Annotated in this window: 17 protein-coding genes and 1 pseudogene; 7 read left to right on the top strand and 11 right to left on the bottom strand. The window is 59.9% G+C overall.

The annotated features are described in order from the left end of the window. The first annotated feature begins 113 nt into the window (after positions 1-113). The 4 genes from purC (at position 114) to ypfH (ending at position 4,785) form a co-directional block, all read left to right on the top strand. Positions 114-827, top strand: a complete 714-nt coding sequence (purC, locus tag J9788_RS18470; RefSeq protein ID WP_033644003.1) for a phosphoribosylaminoimidazolesuccinocarboxamide synthase — start codon at positions 114-116, stop codon at positions 825-827. Positions 828-1,036: 209 nt separating this feature from the next. Further along, positions 1,037-1,906, top strand: a complete 870-nt coding sequence (locus tag J9788_RS18465; protein ID WP_033644002.1) for a neutral zinc metallopeptidase — start codon at positions 1,037-1,039, stop codon at positions 1,904-1,906. Between the two features lie 56 nt (positions 1,907-1,962). Next, entirely contained in the window at positions 1,963-3,975 is a 2,013-nt protein-coding gene (locus J9788_RS18460; RefSeq protein WP_182265506.1) for a tRNA(Met) cytidine acetyltransferase TmcA, read from the top strand. 120 nt (positions 3,976-4,095) lie between these two features. Then, positions 4,096-4,785 (top strand): esterase, encoded by a 690-nt coding sequence (ypfH, locus tag J9788_RS18455; protein ID WP_042785172.1) that lies wholly within the window; start codon positions 4,096-4,098, stop codon positions 4,783-4,785. Between the two features lie 30 nt (positions 4,786-4,815). Here ypfH and J9788_RS18450 read toward each other — a convergent pair whose 3' ends face one another. The 7 genes from J9788_RS18450 to J9788_RS18420 all read right to left on the bottom strand — a co-directional run bounded on the left by J9788_RS18450 (position 4,816) and on the right by J9788_RS18420 (position 9,626). After that, on the bottom strand, positions 4,816-5,001 hold the full coding sequence (locus tag J9788_RS18450; RefSeq protein ID WP_182265505.1) for a YpfN family protein: 186 nt from the start codon (positions 4,999-5,001) through the stop codon (positions 4,816-4,818). A 2-nt stretch (positions 5,002-5,003) separates the two neighbouring features. Continuing rightward, positions 5,004-5,678 carry a M15 family metallopeptidase gene (locus J9788_RS18445; RefSeq protein ID WP_046897416.1) on the bottom strand — a complete coding sequence of 225 codons (675 nt, stop codon included), beginning with the start codon at positions 5,676-5,678 and terminating at the stop codon, positions 5,004-5,006. After that, a complete protein-coding gene (dapE, locus tag J9788_RS18440; protein WP_033651525.1) occupies positions 5,675-6,802 on the bottom strand; it encodes a succinyl-diaminopimelate desuccinylase in 1,128 nt (375 codons plus the stop codon). The genes J9788_RS18445 and dapE overlap by 4 nt, the downstream gene beginning before the upstream one ends. Then, the gene (locus J9788_RS18435; protein ID WP_033651524.1) at positions 6,799-7,185 is read right to left on the bottom strand and encodes an ArsC family reductase; all 387 of its coding nucleotides are present in this window, start codon (positions 7,183-7,185) and stop codon (positions 6,799-6,801) included. Before J9788_RS18435 ends, dapE begins: the two co-directional genes overlap by 4 nt. Positions 7,186-7,426: 241 nt before the next feature. Beyond that, positions 7,427-7,978: a LuxR C-terminal-related transcriptional regulator gene (locus J9788_RS18430; protein ID WP_046897417.1), complete on the bottom strand. Its 552-nt coding sequence runs from the start codon at positions 7,976-7,978 to the stop codon at positions 7,427-7,429. 727 nt (positions 7,979-8,705) lie between these two features. Then, a complete protein-coding gene (locus J9788_RS18425) occupies positions 8,706-9,137 on the bottom strand; it encodes a GNAT family N-acetyltransferase (RefSeq protein WP_147839004.1) in 432 nt (143 codons plus the stop codon). A gap of 9 nt (positions 9,138-9,146) precedes the next feature. Continuing rightward, a complete protein-coding gene (locus tag J9788_RS18420) occupies positions 9,147-9,626 on the bottom strand; it encodes a tetratricopeptide repeat protein (protein WP_046897419.1) in 480 nt (159 codons plus the stop codon). Positions 9,627-9,842: 216 nt separating this feature from the next. Here J9788_RS18420 and ypfM point away from each other — a divergent pair, with 216 nt between their 5' ends. After that, complete coding sequence (ypfM, locus tag J9788_RS25185; RefSeq protein ID WP_100396732.1) at positions 9,843-9,902, top strand: protein YpfM; 60 nt, start codon at positions 9,843-9,845, stop codon at positions 9,900-9,902. Between the two features lie 124 nt (positions 9,903-10,026). Here ypfM and acrD read toward each other — a convergent pair whose 3' ends face one another. After that, positions 10,027-13,161 carry a multidrug efflux RND transporter permease AcrD gene (gene acrD / locus J9788_RS18410; protein ID WP_046687604.1) on the bottom strand — a complete coding sequence of 1,045 codons (3,135 nt, stop codon included), beginning with the start codon at positions 13,159-13,161 and terminating at the stop codon, positions 10,027-10,029. Between the two features lie 292 nt (positions 13,162-13,453). On the opposite strand from acrD, the gene J9788_RS18405 reads away from it, so the two are divergent. Next, complete coding sequence (locus J9788_RS18405) at positions 13,454-13,732, top strand: helix-turn-helix domain-containing protein (RefSeq protein WP_004941750.1); 279 nt, start codon at positions 13,454-13,456, stop codon at positions 13,730-13,732. Between the two features lie 31 nt (positions 13,733-13,763). On the opposite strand, the gene J9788_RS18400 is transcribed toward J9788_RS18405, so the two are convergent. Together J9788_RS18400 and narQ are read right to left on the bottom strand one after the other, a co-directional pair. Next, on the bottom strand, positions 13,764-14,396 hold the full coding sequence (locus tag J9788_RS18400) for a response regulator (protein WP_182265504.1): 633 nt from the start codon (positions 14,394-14,396) through the stop codon (positions 13,764-13,766). A 161-nt stretch (positions 14,397-14,557) separates the two neighbouring features. Continuing rightward, the gene (gene narQ, locus J9788_RS18395; protein ID WP_046897421.1) at positions 14,558-16,234 is read right to left on the bottom strand and encodes a nitrate/nitrite two-component system sensor histidine kinase NarQ; all 1,677 of its coding nucleotides are present in this window, start codon (positions 16,232-16,234) and stop codon (positions 14,558-14,560) included. Positions 16,235-16,621: 387 nt separating this feature from the next. Here narQ and nudK point away from each other — a divergent pair, with 387 nt between their 5' ends. Next, positions 16,622-17,197 (top strand): GDP-mannose pyrophosphatase NudK, encoded by a 576-nt coding sequence (gene nudK, locus J9788_RS18390; protein WP_033643990.1) that lies wholly within the window; start codon positions 16,622-16,624, stop codon positions 17,195-17,197. A gap of 50 nt (positions 17,198-17,247) precedes the next feature. Here the strand turns inward: nudK and J9788_RS25275 are convergent. Continuing rightward, positions 17,248-17,320, bottom strand: a pseudogene (locus tag J9788_RS25275) (transketolase); the annotation flags it as partial.

Below are 17,320 nucleotides of genomic sequence, written 5' to 3'. Positions count from 1 at the left end.
GGTTTGGCACAATAGTGCCCGGCACGCCAAAGAATTCATTAGGTCAATTCTATACCCCCTAATTTCGGGCCGCGCTCGGGAGACAACGGGGATACATCACTGGAGTAAGTAAGATGCAAAAGCTAGCTGAGCTGTATCGCGGAAAGGCAAAAACCGTTTACACCACCGAGAATCCCGATCTGTTGGTGTTGGAGTTCCGCAACGATACGTCAGCACTGGATGGTCAGCGCATTGAGCAGTTCGATCGCAAAGGCATGGTGAACAACAAGTTCAACCATTTCATCATGAGCAAACTGGAAGAAGCCGGCATCCCGACCCAGATGGAGCGTCTGCTGTCCGACAACGAAGTGCTGGTGAAGAAGCTGGACATGGTGCCGGTGGAATGCGTGATCCGCAACCGCGCCGCCGGTTCGCTGGTGAAGCGCCTGGGCATCGAAGAAGGTCTGGTGCTGAACCCGCCGCTGTTCGATCTGTTCCTGAAAAACGACGCCATGCACGATCCGATGGTCAACGAATCCTACTGCGAAACCTTCGGCTGGGTGAGCAAAGAGCATCTGGCGCGCATGCGTGAGCTGAGCTACCGCGCCAACGAAGTATTGACCAAGCTGTTCGACGACGCCGGCCTGATCCTGGTCGATTTCAAGCTGGAATTCGGCCTGTTCAACGGCGAAGTGGTGCTGGGCGATGAATTCTCGCCGGACGGCAGCCGTCTGTGGGACAAAAACACCCTGGACAAGATGGACAAAGACCGCTTCCGTCAAAGCCTGGGCGGCCTGATCGAAGCCTACGAAGAAGTGGCGCGCCGCATCGGCGTGAAGCTCGACTAAGCGTTGGCACCGCCATTCGGGGCGATCCGGCCGGATCGTCCCGCTGTTCTGCATTTTTCCAGAAAATTTCTACATTTCCTCCGCGGCAGACCATTTATAATGATGGATGCGAGATGACTAAAACCTATCCCACTCAGGCTTGAAGCTGCCTTTGCGCTTACCAACGCGCGGCATCTTCAACGAGCAGGGGAAATATCTGGAGTGTATTTATGCGTTGGCAAGGGCGTCGGGAAAGTGACAATGTTGAGGATCGTCGCGGGCAGTCTTCAGGTTTGGGCGGCGGTGGCGGCGGTTTCCGCGTGCCGGTGCGCGGCAAGGGCGGCATCGTCATTCTGGTGGTGGTGCTGGTGGCCGGCTATTACGGCATCGATCTGTCGCCGCTGTTGAACGGCGGAAATGTCGCTCCTCAGGGTCAACAACAGAGCGCCAGCATCAGTCCGAAAGACGATGAGCTGGCCAAATTCACTTCGGTGGTGCTGGCCTCGACCGAAGATAACTGGAAAGAGATTTTCCAGCGCATGGGCAAAACCTACCAACCGCCGAAGCTGGTGATGTATCGCGGCGTGACGCGCACCAGCTGCGGCACCGGTCAGGCGGCGATGGGGCCGTTCTACTGCCCGGGCGACAGAACGGTGTATATCGATCTGTCTTTCTATCAGGACATGAAGACCAAGCTGGGCGCTGGCGGTGATTTCGCTCAGGCTTATGTGGTGGCGCACGAAGTCGGCCACCATGTGCAGAACCTGCTGGGCATCGAGCCGAAGGTCCGCCAGATGCAGCAGGGCGCCAGCCAGGCGGAAGTGAACCGCCTGTCGGTGAAAATGGAGCTGCAGGCGGACTGCTTTGCCGGCGTATGGGGCAAATACGCCGAGAAGCAGCAGATGCTGGAAGAGGGCGACCTGCAGGCGGCGCTGAATGCCGCACAGGCGATTGGCGACGATCGGTTGCAGCAACAGAGCCAGGGCCGCGTCGTGCCGGACAGCTTTACCCACGGCACTTCGCAGCAGCGCTACACCTGGTTTAAACAGGGCTTCGACAGCGGCGATCCCAATACCTGCAACACCTTCGCATCCCGTTAACACCTCACGTGCCGGAGCCTGACTCCGGCATTTTTTTCGAATTGAGATACAGCTTTATGCTACAGGCAGCGCAACAACTCATGCGGCGGCAGGGCATCCGGCGCCTGCTGGTGCTCAGCGGCGAACCCGAGTGGTGCCGCGAACAGGCGCAGCGGCTGGCGGCGACGTTGCCCGGCGACTGGCCTTGGGTCGGGGAGAATCCGCCGCCCGGTCAGGCGGCGTTGGCGAGCGGCGCGGTGCGTCAATTGCTGGGGCAGGAGCGGCTGCACGCAGTGTTCGATGCCGGTCATTCGCTGGACGTAGAGGCGTTGGCGGCGCTGTGCGGCGCCCTGCGCGCCGGCAGCTGGCTGCTGCTGTTGACGCCGCCCTGGCGGCAATGGGCTCAGCAGCCGGACGGCGACAGCCTGCGCTGGAGCGATTGCCCGCAGCCGATCACCACCCCGCATTTCATCCGCCATCTGCAGCAGCATCTGACCGACGACAGCGAAGTGACTGTCTGGCGGCAGGATGAGCCCCTGACGCTGGCCGCGCTGCCGGCGCGTGAAGGGTGGCAGCCGCCCGATGGCCGGCCGACCGAGGAACAACAGGCGATCTTGACGGCGCTGCTGCAGGCCGAGTCCGGCGTGTGGGTGCTGACCGCCGCCCGCGGCCGCGGCAAATCGACGCTGGCGGGCATGCTGGTGGCGCAGTCGCCGCTGATCTGCTGGATCACCGGGCCGAGCCGCGCCGCCACGGCGGTGGCCGGAGAATGGGCGCAGGGGCGCGCGCAGTTTTGGGCGCCCGATGCCTTGTTGGCGCAGTGCCGGGAAGGTGACGTCAGCGCCGTGGGGTGGCTGCTGGTGGATGAGGCGGCGGCGATCCCCGCGCCGCTGTTGCAGCAGTTGATCGGCTATTTCCCGCGCGTGTTGCTGACCACCACGGTGCAGGGCTATGAAGGCACCGGCCGCGGTTTTCTGCTGAAGTTTTGCGCCGGGCTGCCGGCCTATCAGGCGCTGAGCCTGCAGCAGCCGATGCGTTGGGCGCAGGGGGATGCGCTGGAACGGATAACGGACAATGCGCTGTTGTTCAACGAGCTGCCCGCCTGGCCGGCGGATGGCCAGGCGATCGATTACAGCCAGGCGGAACAACGCGAGCTGTGCGCCGATCCGCAGCGGCTGGCGCGTTTCTACGCCCTGCTGAGCAGCGCGCATTACCGCACCTCACCGCTGGATTTACGCCGGCTGATGGATGCGCCCGGCATGCATTTCGGGCTGGCGCAGGCCGGTTTGGAGGTGGTCGGCGCCGTGTGGCTGGTGGAAGAGGGCGGATTGAGCGCCGAGTTGGCGCACGACGTGTGGGCCGGCCGCCGTCGGCCACGCGGCAATCTGGTGGCGCAGTCGTTGGCGGCGCATGGTGGCCAATGGTGGGCGCCGACGCTGCGGTCTCGGCGCATTACCCGCATTGCAACGCTGCCGGCATTGCGGCGGCGGGGTATCGCGCGCCAGTTGATCGAGCGGCAACGCCGCCAGGCGCAGGGGCTGGACTTCCTGTCGGTCAGCTTCGGCTATACCGAGCCGCTGTGGCGCTTTTGGCAATCCTGCGGTTTCGAGCTGGTGCGCATCGGCAGCAAACCGGAGGCCAGCAGCGGCTGCTATACCGCGATGGCGATCTTGCCCCTGAGCGAGCAAGGAGAGGCGCTGCGGCACGCGGCGCACAAGCATCTGGCGCGCGACTGGCCCTGGCTGCGGCAGCGTATCGCGCTTACGCTGGCGATCCCGGGCGACGATGGCGATACGTCGCTCGGCGAAGAGGACTGGCGCGAGCTGGCCGGGTTCGCTTTCGCGCATCGGCCGCTGGAGGCCAGTCTGGGGGCGTTGCAGCGGTTGCTGTTGGCCAGCAGTCTGCCGCTGCCCGCACTGCGCGGCCATCTGCAGCGGCGGCACTCTCCCGCGGAGTGCGCAGAGCGGGCGGGCGTCAGCGGTCAGAAAGCCTTGCTGCGCCACTGGCGGCACGAAACGGCGCAGGCGCTGGAACAGCTGAATGCGCAGCACTGCCGCTACTGGCGCGACTGGGCGCAGTCATTGCAATAAATTGAAGAACTTGCTCAATAAAACCCGATTTTCCCGATTTCTCAGCGGCGTATAGTGGCTGTCAGCGGTGCGGCGACAACTGTCGCTGCGTCAGGTTTGGTTACTATTAAGGAGTCATCGATGAAACATGAGCATTTCGTTGTCCAAAGCCCGGCGACCCCGGCGGCGCAGCTGATCTTGCTGTTTCACGGTGTCGGCGACAACCCGGTGGCGATGGGGGAGATCGGCAGTTACTTCGCCAAAGAGTTTCCCCAGGCGCAGGTGGTCAGCATCGGTGGCCCCGCAGCGTTTGGCAACGGCGCCGGCCGCCAGTGGTTTTCGGTGCAGGACGTGACCGAAGAGAACCGCGTGGCCCGCATCGCAGACGTAATGCCGCAGTTTGTGGCCGTGGTGCGCCATTGGCAGCAGCTGAGCGGCGTTGGCTATGCCGGCACAGCCCTGGTGGGGTTCTCGCAGGGAGCGATCATGGCGCTGGAGGCGTTGAAGGCGGAAACCCGCCTCGCCGGGCGGGTGGTGGCGTTCAGCGGGCGTTTCGCCCAGTTGCCTGAGCAGGCGTTCGGCGACAGCGTGGTGCATTTGATCCACGGCGAAGAGGACGCGGTGATCGCGGTGCAGCACGCTCACGCGGCGGCGGAGGCGTTGCGGACCAACGGCGCCGATTTCACGCTGGACGTGGAACAGGACGTTGGGCATGCGATCAACCAGGGCATGATGAACGCCGCGCTGGAAAGGTTGCATTACTATGTGCCGCAGCGCTACTGGGACGAAGCCTTGTCCGGCAAGCGCGGCGAGCTGATCGCCTTCCGTTAAAAACTCAGGGCGCCGATGAGCGCCCTGATATCACTTTTTCTTCGGCCAGTCGTCTTCGGCATCCCACTGGGCGTTGTTGTCGCGATGCGGCGGTATCTCCGGCTTGTTGGCCAGATAGCTTTTGACGTCAACGCGGCGCAGTTCCTTGATGCCGCTGACGACCATACCCACCAGAACCAGCAGGATAATCCACCAGTAATCAGCTAACCATTGCATAGCTACTCCTTTCCTTTACTGCGTATAAAACGCGAAAAAATCGATGGCAGATGGCGTTCGAGCCATTCGGCACCGGCGACCTCCTTGTCTTGCCAGGCCGCCAGCAACAGCGCCGGCGTCAGCAAGTGTTCGGCTTCTTGCGCCAGCGGCCGGTAGCTCAGATGCCACGGCTCCACCGCCACGCCGCCGCAGTCTTCGGTGAAGGGGCGGTAGAAACCGAATTCGGCCATATGCGCCGTCAGCCACTGGTTAAGGGGCGCAAAGTAGCCGCCTTCCTCATATTCCCACGGTTCCAGCTGCAGCTTTTGCCCTTCCGGCAACAGCGACGGATCGTACACGTCCAGATCGCTGCCCCAGTGGTGGCGGCTGGCGCCCGGCAGAGCCGACCAGCGCAGGATCGCCTCACAGCGCTCGGCGGCGGACAGCGGCGAGACGTCGATCGGTTGACTGTCCTTATCTAATACTGGCCGCTGGCCGCAGAATTTGCCATTCCAGATAGCCAACTGCCGGTCAAAATCGCGGAAGGTGCTGGCGGGCTGGAGATCGAATCCCGCCGCACGCGCCGCCTGCTGCATCGCCAGGAACGCGTTGACGGCTTCCGGCTGCAGCCGATGGTTGCCGCTCAGCGGCGCCAGGTGCTCGGTCGAGCGGCCGGTGAGCATTTCTGCGTTGATCATGCGATCAATTGCTCCATGATGCGTTGATACATGCGGCTCAGCAGCTGCAGATCCGCGGCGTTGACGCATTCATTGACCTTGTGGATGGTGGCGTTGACCGGCCCCAGCTCCACCACCTGCGCGCCCATCTGCGCGATGAAGCGGCCGTCGGAGGTGCCGCCGGTGGTCAACAGCTGCGGCGTCAATTCAGAATAGTGCTCGACGGCGTTGACCACCGCATCCACCAACGCGCCGCGTGAAGTGAGGAACGGCTGGCCGGACAGACGCCACTCGATGCTGTAATTCAGCTGATGGCGTTCCAGCAGCTCTTCCACGCGCTGCTTGATCATCGCGTCGGTCAGTTCGGTGCTGAAACGGAAGTTGAACTGCACGTAGAAATCGCCTGGGATCACGTTATTGCTGCCGGTGCCGGCCTGCACGTTGGCGATCTGCATGCTGGTCGGCGGGAAGAACTCGTTGCCGCGATCCCATTCGATCGCCACCAGTTCATTCAGCGCCGGCATGGCGCGGTGCACCGGATTGTCCGCCAGATGCGGGTAGGCGACGTGCCCTTGTACGCCATGGATATGCAGGTTGGCGGTGATCGAGCCGCGACGGCCATTTTTCACCACGTCGCCGACGCGCTCGGTGCTGGACGGCTCGCCGACCAGGCAGTAATCCAGCCGTTCGTTGCGCGCCATCAGCGCTTCAACCACTTTAACCGTGCCGTGAGTGGCGCTGGCCTCTTCATCTGAAGTGATCAGAAAAGCGAGGCGGCCCCGGTGATTCGGGTTGGCGGCGACAAAGCGTTCCGCCGCCACCACCATCGCGGCCAATGACCCTTTCATGTCCGCCGCGCCGCGGCCGTACAGCATGCCGTCGCGGATCGCCGGTTCAAACGGCGGGTTGTCCCAGCGTTTTTCATCGCCGGTCGGCACCACGTCGGTGTGCCCGGCAAACGCCAGGGTTTGCCCTTCGCCGCGCCAGGCCCAGAAGTTTTGAGTGTCTTCGAAGTCCATTGCTTCGACGGTGAAACCGATCGCCTGCAGGCGATCGATCATCAGCTGCTGGCAGCCTTCATCATTTGGGCTGAGGGAAGGGCGTTTGATCAGCTGCTGAGCCAGTTCGATAACCGGGCAAGTCATACGGCGACCTCGGCGATAAATTGCTGGTAAGCGTCGGCGTTGAAACCGAGCAGGGCGCGCCCGTTGCCGGCGTCCAGCAACGGGCGTTTGATGATCGCCGGCTGCGCCAGCATCAGCGCGATGGCGGCGTCGGCGTTATCACAGGCGTTGCGCTGCGCTTCATCCAGCTTGCGCCAGGTGGTGCCGCGGGTATTGAGCAGCGGCTCCCATCCCAGTTGCGCGACGAAACCGCGCAGCCGTTGTTCGTCCAGGCCGTCGGCGCGATAGTCGTGAAAATGATAGGCCACGCCCTGATCTTCCAGCCAGCGGCGGGCTTTTTTGATGGTGTCGCAGTTTTTGATGCCGTACATCGTCAGCGTTGTCTGTTGTGGTTTGTTTGCCATGGCGTAAAGCTACCTGTCTCGTCGAGTCGATACTGAGCGGCGGGGGCGGCCAGCGGCCCGCTCGCCGCCCGGCGATAGCAGAGATAATGCCAGTAAAGCGGCGACGAGATCCAGCAACGATGCGCCCGTAGTGCGATTGATGAGGCCGGCGACGTGGTTACACGGCTGCCTTCGCCGACGACGCTATTGAAAGGCGCCGGCGAAAGGCTCTGCCGTATGGACGGATCTGAGGGTGAGAGGGCTACTCTTTATTGATCCTTATGTTTAAACGATCGGTCAAACACCGTACGCGGGTAATATGCAAGAGCGGTTTTATCCGGCTGGCGCCGAGTTTTTTCATTATTCGCGACTTGTAATGATTGGCGGTTTTATTTCTGATATTCATGGCATTGCTGATGTCGGCCAGCGATTTTCCCGTCGACCATTCCGAGAGAAAATGCGATTCGCGCTGAGAGAGTTGCGGCGGCTCGGTATAGTGGCTGTAGCGCTTATATAAGTCGCCGATCAGGTGGCTGAAGCGGCTCAATGATATAAGGTTTGATAATATAATTGTCTTGCTGTCGACAATCACCATGTCATGCAGGCAGTCGGTGATAATGACTATTTTGTAGGTATTGGGGTTGGCATATTCATCGCGGTAGCGCGCTTCAAAATTGGCGATCGTGACATCGATAAAGCAGACCCTTTTGCGGCTAAAGCCGGCCGGCGCGCGTTTCTCCGCCCAGATTTGATTGATGAGCTGCCGGATGCCGATAGTGGTATAGGCACACTCGCTGAAAATATCGATTTTCATTTTATTATAATCCCTTAATTTCTATTTCCCGGTGAGGATTGATATCTTAAAACATAAAAAAAGAAACAATCTAAATAATTTCACATTGAACTTATTGGGCGCCGCAGGGTAAGAACGCTATCCTGCGGTGGACAAGCAGGAAAGCCCCATATACTAGCATGATTTATAAAGAGTAAATTTGGTTTTTAATCGAGCTGCCCAGTGAAGAAAGAGGGATAGAATAGAAATCCTCTATTAATACTCCGGTTATTAAAAGGAATTAACATAGAATGTGGCTATCAAAATAAAATATTCGATCGTTAATACCGATCATTTCTTGTGGGAGAGCGGATGTTAATAAATTAATAATTAAGATTTTTCTTGTTTTTTAGCGAGGGGCGTCGCTTATTTTTAATGCAGTTCAAAGAGTGTGCTGGGACAATCTCATGGCGCGCGCCAAATTAATGGCAAAGATAAATCTTAATCAAAAAAATGCGATGTTTTAAGCTGCGAGCGTTGTGCAAGTGGGGATGATTTATACGGGGGAATGGCATGAAAGAAGGCCGGATCGAAATTTTCGATAAGGTCACCTCGGAAATAGCGTCTTGTCTTGCAGACGGATTGGATCGCGTTAACGATGAATATGTCGGCTACGGCAATCGTCGGCCGTGGTGAAAGATCCTGACAGCGGCAGCAATTCTGCGGGGAATTTGCCGCCGTATTTTTATCAGCCGAACGTTGTGCGCGATTAACGCACGTAGCCCCCCTGTTGCAAACGCCGCAGAGCATCCCCCTCTGCGAACACCATGCCGGTGGTCAAATCATGAAAACCGTACTTTTTATAGAAAGCCAGTTTTTCCGGCACCGAATAGATGAAAATCTTGCCGAGCGGCGCCAGATCTTGCATTACTCGGTCCATCAATCGGCGCCCCAATCCCTGCCCCTGAAAGCGCGGATCGATCGCCACGTCGGCCAGGTAAGCGACCGAGGTCAAATCACTGATGGCATGCGCGGTGGCGATCAGCTCATCGCCGATAAACCCCCAATAGCAAAACTGGCTGTGTTGGTAAACGCGTTGCAGCGTATGCGGATCGCGTTCGCCAAGCCCGGCGGCCTGCAGCAATTCACACAGCCGCCGCCAGTCGATGGCGCGGCGGTTCATATCGGTGATGATTTCCATCGTTTTCCTCTAATCAATATGATTGAGATCGGCGGCATAGTGCCGAATGGCGCGCTGATAGCCGCGGATGTCGGGGTCTGACGAGGTTTCCGCCAGCAACAACAACAGATCGGCCACGGCCCGTTTACCTTCACCCAGGTTGTACAGCGTCATGGCGCGAAACAGCATCAGCTCGTTGGCCTGCGGGAACTCAGCCAGGCCATCGTCGAAAGCGCGCAGCGAAGCCGGGTATTTCCCGAGGGCGCGGTAAGTGCTGCCGAGGCCCAGCCAGGCTTCACGGCGCTGGGCGGGCGGCAAATCGCGGCCCAACGCCGCGAGGTAGCAGGGAATCGCCTGTCGCTCCAAACCCTGAACGTCGTACAGGCAGGCCAGCTGAAAATGCAGCATCGCCGCTTCCGGCTCTGCCGCCAGTTGCCGTAACGCCAGCGCAGTGGCTTCCTGATAATGACCTTGCGCTTTCAACTGTGAGACGGACAAAGAGGTGGACATGATCGGCGCTCCATTGGCTTATTGTTATACCTTTTACACGCTATCGTGGAGAAATTGATATCACAAGGGAATAGCCGCACTGAACATTGATCAGATAAATACGAAAATGTGCGCTAACCCCGGTTTCCGGGCCCGGCATCGTTCCCGTTTCCCTTCACATGGTCAAAAAACAGGCGTAGAATCCGCTTCGTCAAATAATTGAGGTTGTAAAGTATTATGGTTGATCGTGAATTAGGAAACTGGAAAGACTTCATTGATGAGATGTTGGGCAACTGACACAGCGATGAAGCCGATGGCAAGGTTGAGTCATTGGAAAATCACTGAAACACCGTGGGAACGAAATATTCGTTCGAAAAAGCAGCATCGGTCATCCGACGCTGCTTTTTTTATGCGTCGCCGATCACTCTTCGGCGGGCGGTGTGGCGGCAGGATGCGCTTTACCGGGGAAGCGGCGGCGAACCAGCACGAAGAACAGCGGCACGAAGAAGATCGCCAGCAGGGTGGCGGAGATCATGCCGCCCATCACCCCGGTGCCGACCGCATGCTGGCTGCCGGAACCGGCGCCGCTGCTGGTGGCCATCGGCAGCACGCCGAAGATGAACGCCAGCGAGGTCATCAGGATCGGCCGCAGGCGCATGCGCGACGCGTCGAGCGTCGCCGACATCAGATCCTGCCCTTTCTGGTTCAGCTCATTGGCGAACTCGACGATCAGAATGGCGTTTTTCGCCGACAGCCCAATGATGGTCAGCAGGCCGACCTGGAAATAAACGTCGTTCTCCAGGCCGCGCAGCCAGGTGGCGGCGACCGCACCGATCACCCCCAGCGGCACCACCAGCATCACCGAGAACGGAATTGACCAGCTCTCGTACAACGCCGCCAGACACAGGAACACCACCAGCAGCGAGATGGCGTACAGCGCCGGCGCCTGCGAGCCGGACAGCCGTTCCTGATAGGACATCGCCGTCCATTCCAGACCGAAGCCGGCCGGCAGCTGGCTGACCAGTTTCTCCATTTCCGCCATGGCGGTGCCGGTGCTGACACCGTTGGCCGCTTCGCCGACGATCTCCAGCGCCGAGCTGCCGTTATAGCGTTCCAGCCGTGGCGAACCATACTCCCAGTGCGAACTGGCGAAGGCCGAGAACGGCACCATGCCGCCTGTGCTGTTGCGCACATACCATTTGTTGATGTCATCCGGCAGCATGCGGAACGGCGCCGCAGCCTGCACGTAGACTTTTTTCACCCGGCCGCGATCGACGAAGTCATTGACGTAGGTCGAGCCCCAGGCGGTAGAGAGCGTGCTGTTGATGTCGTCGATCGACACGCCCAGCGCCTGAGCCTTGCGTTGATCGATATCGATTTGCAACTGCGGGCTGTCGTCCAGGCCGTTGTGGCGCACGCGCGACAGCAGCGGATTTTGCCCGGCGAGCTGCAGCAATTGATCGCGCGCCGCCATCAGCTTGGCGTGGCCGAGGCCGGCGTGGTCTTCCAATTCCATATCGAAGCCGGAGGAGTTGCCGAGGCCGGTGATCGCCGGCGGACTGCTGGCGATCACCCGGGCTTCGTTAATCTTGCTAAATGCCTGAGTCGCGCGATCGATGATGTCGAATGAGCTGTTGGCGCCCGAGGCGCGCAGGTCCCAGTCTTTCAGCCGGACAAACAGGCGCGCCACGTTTTGGCCGTTGCCCCCCGGCCCGGAGCCGATGATGGCGAACACCGACAACACGTCCTGTTTCTCTTCGGTGAGGAAGTACTGCTCGACCTTCTCCACCACTTTGGACGTTTGCTGCAGGGTCGATCCCGCCGGCAGCTGCACCTGTACGGTGAAGATGCCGCGGTCTTCCTGCGGCAGGAACGAGGTCGGCAGCTTGATGAACAGCAGCGCCATGCCGCCAAGCAGCAGCAGATAAATCACCATATAGCGGCCGCTGGCGTGCAGGATGCGCCCCACGCCGCGCTCATAGCGATCGGCATTGCGGTTGAACATGCGGTTGAACCAGCCGAAGAAGCCGCGCTTGCCATGATGATGCCCCTTGGCGATCGGTTTAAGCAGCGTCGCGCACAGGGCCGGGGTCAGGATCATCGCCACCAGCACCGACAGCACCATGGCGGAGACGATGGTGATGGAGAACTGGCGATAGATGGCGCCGGTGGTGCCGCCGAAGAACGCCATCGGCACGAACACCGCCGACAGCACAAGAGCGATGCCGACCAGCGCGCTCTGGATCTGCCCCATGGATTTGCGCGTGGCCTCTCGCGGCGGCAAGCCTTCCTCGCTCATCACGCGCTCGACGTTCTCCACCACCACGATAGCGTCGTCCACCAGCAGGCCGATCGCCAGCACCATGGCGAACATGGTGAGGGTGTTGATGCTGAAGCCGCAGGCGGAGAGGATGGCGAAAGTGCCCATCAGCACCACCGGCACGGCGATGGTGGGGATCAGGGTAGCGCGGAAGTTCTGCAGGAACAGGTACATGACCAGGAACACCAGCAGGATGGCTTCCAGCAGCGTTTTCACCACGTCCTTGATCGAGGCTTTGACGAACGGGGTGGTTTCATAGGCCACTTTGGCTTCCAGTCCGTGCGGGAAGTATTGCGACAGCTCGGCGATTTTGTCCTTCACCAACTGGTCGGTCTGCAGTTCGTTGGCGCCGGAAGCCAGCTTGATGTTCATGCCGGCGGCCTGCATGCCGTTGTAGCGGCTGAGGTAGTTGTAGTTCTCGCCGCCCAACTCAACGGTGGCGACGTTGCCCAGCGTCACCAGCGAACCGTCCTGATTGACCCGCAGGGTGATCTGGCGGAACTGTTCCGGCGTCTGGAGCTGCGACTGGGCGTTGATGGTGGCGTTCAGCGCCTGTTTATCGACCGACGGCGTGCCGCCCAACTGGCCGACCGCCACCTGGGCGTTCTGCGACTGAATGGCTTTGACCACGTCCTGGGTCGTGAGCTGATAGCTGTTGAGCTTGTTGGGATCGAGCCAGATGCGCATGGCGTACTGCGAGCCGTAGACGTCCATGCTGCCGACGCCGTTGATGCGGCTGAGCGGATCCTGCAGGTTGGAGACGATGTAATCGGCGATGTCCTGCTTGTCCATGCTGTTGTCGGTGGAGACGAACGCCACCATCATCAGCGTGGTATCGCCGGATTTCGAGACCGTGACCCCCTGATTCTGCACCGCCTGCGGCAGACGTTTGATCGCCGCCTGCAGCTGGTTTTGCACCTGCTGCATCGCTTCGTTGGGGTCGGTGCCGGCTTCGAACGTCAGCGTGACGGTCGCCTGACCGGTATTGGTGCTCTGCGACGACATATACATCATGTTGTCGAGGCCGGTCATATTCTGTTCAATGATCTGCGTGACGGTGTTTTCCAGCGTTTGCGCCGAAGCGCCTGGATAAGTTGCGCTGATGCGCACGTTCGGCGGCGCCAAATTCGGGTATTGTTCTACCGGTAAAGAAAAAATCGCCAACGCTCCGGTCAGGCAAAGAATTATTGCCAGCACCCAGGCGAAAATCGGGCGATCAATAAAAAAATTGGCCATGCAGCGCGAACCTCGTTATGACTTGTTCTATCTTTAAAACGCATCAGAATTATGCATTTCAGCGGCAGGGAGGGATCCCGGCGCTATTGCACTGTACTCGGGAAAGCCGAGGAAAGCGTGGAGAAAAAAAGGAGATAGTGTAAATAACGGTAGCGTAAAACGGCGTTGGCGCTTGTTTGCCGACAACGAGACGCGATTAAGACATTTTTATGACTGTCGAAGGCCTTGCGCGCCTTTTTCGCGCGCACGGAACCGGAAATAAACAGGACTCACCTTACAGCAGGAGCTTGGCATGGGAATTAACCCGGTATTTGCCCGTCGGCTTTATTTGTGCTGGCTGATCAGCCACAGTGAGCGGCCCAATGTGCCGCGGTTGATGGCGCTGACCGGTTGGCCGCGCCGCACGTTGCAGGATGTGCTGAAGGCGCTGCCCGGCATGGGCGTCGAGCTGCAGTTCGTGCAGCAGGGCGTGCGCAACAACGACGGTTTCTATCAGCTGGAAAGCTGGGGGCCGTTCAACAAGAGCTGGGTGCACCAGCACCATCAGGCGCTGCTCAGCGCCATCGAGTAAGCTGCCCCGGCGCAGCGGCCGGGGCTGACGTTCATTGGCTTTTATGCTCCAGGTACATCACCGTCGCCGCCACGCGAGAACGCACGTCCAATTTGCGCAGTATGTTGCGGATGTGCACCTTCACGGTTTCTTCAGAGATATGCAGCTGCGCCGCTACCTGTTTGTTGGACAGGCCGCGCGCCACCTCTTGCAAGACATCCAGCTCACGTTCGGTCAAGGCGGCAAAGGGATCGCGCTGCTCGCCGCGCGCCAGCAAATAGTCGGCTATGGCGTCGCTGATCACGTTCTGCCCCTCGGCGGCGGCGCCGATATGCTCCAGCAGCAGTTCCGGCTCGCTGTCTTTCAGCAGGTAGCCGTCGGCGCCGGCGTCGATCAGCGCATACAGATCGCTGCGCGCGTCGGAGACCGTCAGCACGATGATGCGCGCGTCCACGCCTTCGTCGCGCAGGGCCCGCAGCGTGTCCAGCCCGGACATGCCCTTCATGTTCAGATCCAACAAGATCACGTCCGGGGCGTGCTGCAGCGCCAGCGCAACCGCCTCGCTGCCGTTGCCGGCCTCCGCCACCACGCTAAATCGCGCATCCAGTCCCAGCAGTTGTTTGATGCCGCGCCGCATCAACGGATGATCGTCAACGATCATGACTCGGTATTGCTTCATCACCATGAAATATGCTCCCTGTAGCAAGTAAAGCCACTCAAACGCGCCCTGCGGCGTGCTTCACAGTGGGACTGTCTCTTCAAAAATAGCGGCAATCAGCGCCGTAAACCTCCCCGGACGGCCTTCCGCCCGGCGGCAACCGTAACGCAGAATGAACAGCCGCAAGGTCAGGGCGAGAATGTCAGGCAAACCGCCGTGCCGCCGCCGCTTCTGCGCTGAATGTGCAGCGTTCCTCCCAATCGCGCCGCGCGTTCGCTCATGATGGTCAAACCATAATGCCCTTCCGGTTCCTCCAGACTGGCGATGCCGCAACCGTCGTCGGTAATGCTGAAAACGTTGTCGCCTGCGGCGTTGACCTCGCAACACACCGTAATCTCGTCTGCCCCGGCGTGCTTGACGGCATTGAGCACCGCCTCGCGCACGATCTGCAGTGCGTGCACCTGCTGCTGGGCGTTGAGCGCCTGCGAAGACAGCCGACAGTGTAACTGAATCCGCGCGGGGGTTAGCGCTTTTAATGGCTGCAACAGCTGCTCCAGCGCGGCGTTCAGATCCGCCTCCTGAATGTTGAGACGGAAGGTGGCCAGCAGCTCTCTCAACTGGCGATAGGCATCGGCCAGCGTGCGATCGAAATCGTCGATAATGGTCTGCGCCGCCGGATCGGCGGCGCTGCGTCGCAGCAGCGTCAGTTGGATGCGCAGGAACGACAGCGTCTGCGCCAGCGAATCGTGCAGCTCGCGGGCGATGGTCGCACGCTCTTCCATCAACAGCAGATATTGGTGCTGCTTTTGCGCCCGGTTGAAGTAGACGCCGCGGCCCAACATATTGGCCAGGCTCTGCATCAGGTGAGGATGCGGCGGGTGTGCCTCGGGCTGCCAGCGCAACTCGCCCAGCGGCTTGTCGCCCTGGGTGATCGGCAGTGCGTTCCAGGCCTGCGTCGGCGCCGCTTCCCCTTCGCTCAGCCGCCACTGGCCCTGGCCGTCCGCTACGTTCAGCTGGATGCAGCGCAGCCGTTCGCTTTGGCGCACGATGCGCAGCACATTTTCGAACGCCTGCTGATCGAGCTGGCGCACGCTCAGCGCCTGCGAGCAGCGATACAGCACCTCAAGCGTTTCATTGGCCTGCTGCAGACGTTGGGTTTTTTCCTGTACCTTCAGCTCCAGCGACTGATAGAGCCGGGCCAGTTCGTCCGACATGGCGCTGAAGGTTTGCGATAGCACGCCGAGCTCGTTCGGCAACGTCACGTCCAACTGCGGGTGGCGAAAATCCCCTTGTTGCACGCGCTGGCTGGCGTCGACCAGATGCTGCAGCGGGGTGACCACCTGGCGACGCATAAAACGAATGCAAAACAGCACCAGACCGATGATGGCGGCGTAACCCAGCACGCTGACGGCGGCCACCAGGGTCAGTTTCAATTCGGAATAGCGCTGCAGGGCGGACACGAAATGGTCAACGCGATTGACGTGGCCGGCGACCTCCGCCCGATAGGCGATCGCTTGCCCGTTGCGGATCTGCCGCTCCATCGTTTGCCACGCCTGTTGCAGCGCCAGGTAATGGTTGCGCACCTCGGCCGGTACGTAGAAGCGCGCCAGTTTTTGCAGCGCCGGCGCCTGCAATGACTGCCGGTATTGCTGCAGGTGCAGCTCCAGTTCTGGGCTCTGCTGGTCGAGATCGAAGGCCAACCGGTAGCTTTGCATGCGCAGCGAACCGGCGATATTGATCGCTTCGGCATCGCTCTGGCTGCCGGCGACGGTGGTCAACGCCAACCCGGTGGCGAGCACCGACAGTATCACGATGCCGAACAGCGCTTTGGCCAGGCTGCCGGTCACGGAACGTTTAACAAGCAATCAAGGATCCTTCTCTCAGGTAGGGCGCGTCGCCAGTTTCATTCGAAAGCAAAACTATAACTTTTGCAACTAAAATGCACCGCGATTTGTATCAAGTTGTCAACAAAACGGGAACAATTGTGGTTGTGTAATCAAATGAATAGCGAAACGCCCGTCGATTTTCAGCGGCGGGCCGGTTTCCTCTGACGATTTGTCTTTGGGGGGCGAATCGCACTGGGTTTTATGCAATCTTATGCGCCTGAGCGCGACTTATTTTTCATTATTTTAAGCAATGCTAAGTCCCGGCTTGTCCGACGGGGCGCGGTGTGATTTTTGTTGCAAATCGTCTGCCGCGGCGCGGCCTAATCGCGGTATGATCTTCACGTTGTCACGCAAGGGAAAAGGGTTATGTCGTCGAAAATTGAGAATGTGAAGAAAGAGCTGCTGTCGGACAACTGGTATGTGCTGCACAAGTACACGTTCGATCTGAAACGCAAAAACGGCGGTTCGGTGCAACAGGTGCGCGAGGTCTACGATCGCGGCAACGGCGCCACCATTTTGCTGTATAACCGCGCCAAGGGCACGGTGGTGCTGACCAACCAGTTCCGCATGCCGACCTACGTCAATGGCAACGAGAGCGGCATGCTGCTCGAGGCCTGCGCCGGCTTGCTGGACGCCGACTCTCCGGAGCAGTGCGCGCGCCGCGAAGCGGTGGAGGAGACCGGTTTTCAGGTCAGCGAGGTGAAGAAAATCTTCGAAGCCTACATGTCGCCGGGTGGCGTGACCGAAATCGTGCACTTCTTTATCGCCGAATACCATGACGATGAGCGGCGCGCGGCCGGCGGCGGCATTGAAGATGAAGATATTGAGGTGATCGAACTGCCGTTTCGCGACGCGGTGGCGATGATCGCCGATGGCCGGATTAAAGACGGCAAAACCATCATGCTACTGCAGTATTTGCAGATTCATCGGGTGATGGAATAAAAAAAGCCGGTCATGATGACCGGCTTTTTTATCGGCTTGCGCCCGGCGGCTTACTTCAGCAGCGCCTGCGCCTTGGCCACCACGTTGTCCACGGTGAAGCCGAACTCGGCGAACAGCTGCTCC

This window comes from Serratia sp. X10 (assembly GCF_017811775.1).
GTDB classification, from domain to species: domain Bacteria; phylum Pseudomonadota; class Gammaproteobacteria; order Enterobacterales; family Enterobacteriaceae; genus Serratia; species Serratia ureilytica.
This window is presented reverse-complemented; position numbering and strand designations above follow the sequence as displayed.